At 39.7% G+C, this 1,497-nt stretch carries 2 protein-coding genes; both read left to right on the plus strand.

Annotated features, from left to right (window positions below):
• Window positions 1-96 precede the first annotated feature (96 nt).
• The gene (locus tag F6J94_RS33765; RefSeq protein WP_364304082.1) at window positions 97-558 is read left to right on the plus strand and encodes a DUF1499 domain-containing protein; all 462 of its coding nucleotides are present in this window, start codon (window positions 97-99) and stop codon (window positions 556-558) included.
• Between the two features lie 463 nt (window positions 559-1,021).
• Entirely contained in the window at window positions 1,022-1,342 is a 321-nt protein-coding gene (locus tag F6J94_RS33770; protein ID WP_293048297.1) for a hypothetical protein, read from the plus strand.
• Window positions 1,343-1,497: the final 155 nt, after the last annotated feature.

Below are 1,497 nucleotides of genomic sequence, written 5' to 3' on the forward strand. Positions count from 1 at the left end.
TTCAACCAAATATGATATTAATAATACTAGAGATATGACTACAGTATGACTGTACAAACCCAAAAACTATCACCGTTGAGACTAATACTAATAGTATTGATCTCTTTAGTATTAGTCGCTATTGTTGCCATAGGAGCTACCTTTGCCCTTTCAGGAGAATCGTTGATGAAATTTCCAGGAAAACAACCTACCAATATTGGGATTCAGTCCTCAGGGCAATTAGCACCTTGCCCAAATACCCCTAACTGTGTCAGCAGCTATAGCCAAGATGCCGAGCATGGTATTGAGCCTTTAGCTTACAACTCAACCCCTACTGAAGCAATTGCTAAGCTTAAAACTGTGATCCAAAACCTAGAACGAACACAAATTATTGAAGAAACAGACAACTATCTCTACGCACAATTCACTAGCGGTTTAATGGGATTTGTGGATGATGTAGAGTTTTTGCTCGATGACAGTGCTAAGGTAATCCATGTTCGCTCCGCCTCCCGTTTAGGAAAATCCGATTTGGGAGTTAATCGGAAACGGGTGGAAACGATTCGAGCGGAATTGAGCTAATTTTTATCAACAAAACATCATTCATCCCGTTGGTGGGCAGTGCCTAGCAACGGGATTGACTTGGTTATGTTATCTGTTTCTAGCACTGCCCACCCTACATCTTCAATAAATATAAACCCGTTGGTGGGCAGTGCCTAGCAACGGGATTGACTTGCTTATGTTATCTGTTTCAAGCACTGCCCACCCTACATCAACTAAATTTTCAAGTTTAATGAACCAATAGTTAATTTATGTTAACTTGACATACTCTCTAGGCTTTGATACCCTACTATGGTTTCGGTGGTTAATTATCTAACCAGTGTTGGCATCGAAATACTCCGAAAACTATTTCTGGATATATCCCAAAATATAGTTTTGGGCGAAGCCGAATTGGGAAAAATTACCGTTAGGTACGCCATAAAAAAAAATAAAAATTGATAAAATCATCATGAAAAAGTTTGCATCTCTTTTCGTTTCGTTATTGTTGGTATGTTTTACCTTAGTTGGTGCTGCATCCCCAGCCAATGCTTATGCAGGATTCTCTGAGTCTGGAGCTACAGGTACAGGACCACGTGTTGACTTTGGTGTACATGGAGATACGGCAAGGTACATGATTGTAGGAGCATACGACAATATCAATAATATCGATACTAAGAATCGCCCTCTGAAAATCCACTCTACTTCAAATAATCCAATTACCATTCATATCACTGAGCTTCCTGATGCTTCTACTGCTCCTGCTGGTGCAGATTTAGAAACTCTTGTAATCGACAAGAAGACTGGCAAGTTGTACATCGGTTACTAAGCACTAGGCATTAGGCACTAGGCATTAGTGGAATTTTGATTTCCTAGGGTAGGCTATTGCTTACCGTTTGAATCTGAACCCACATTCTTCACTTCGTGAGGAATGTGGGATATATTTTTTTGGTAGATTAACTACTAATTGATGGATAGTTCCAA

It is taken from the genome of Moorena sp. SIO1F2, assembly GCF_010672755.1.
Classification (GTDB): domain Bacteria; phylum Cyanobacteriota; class Cyanobacteriia; order Cyanobacteriales; family Coleofasciculaceae; genus Moorena.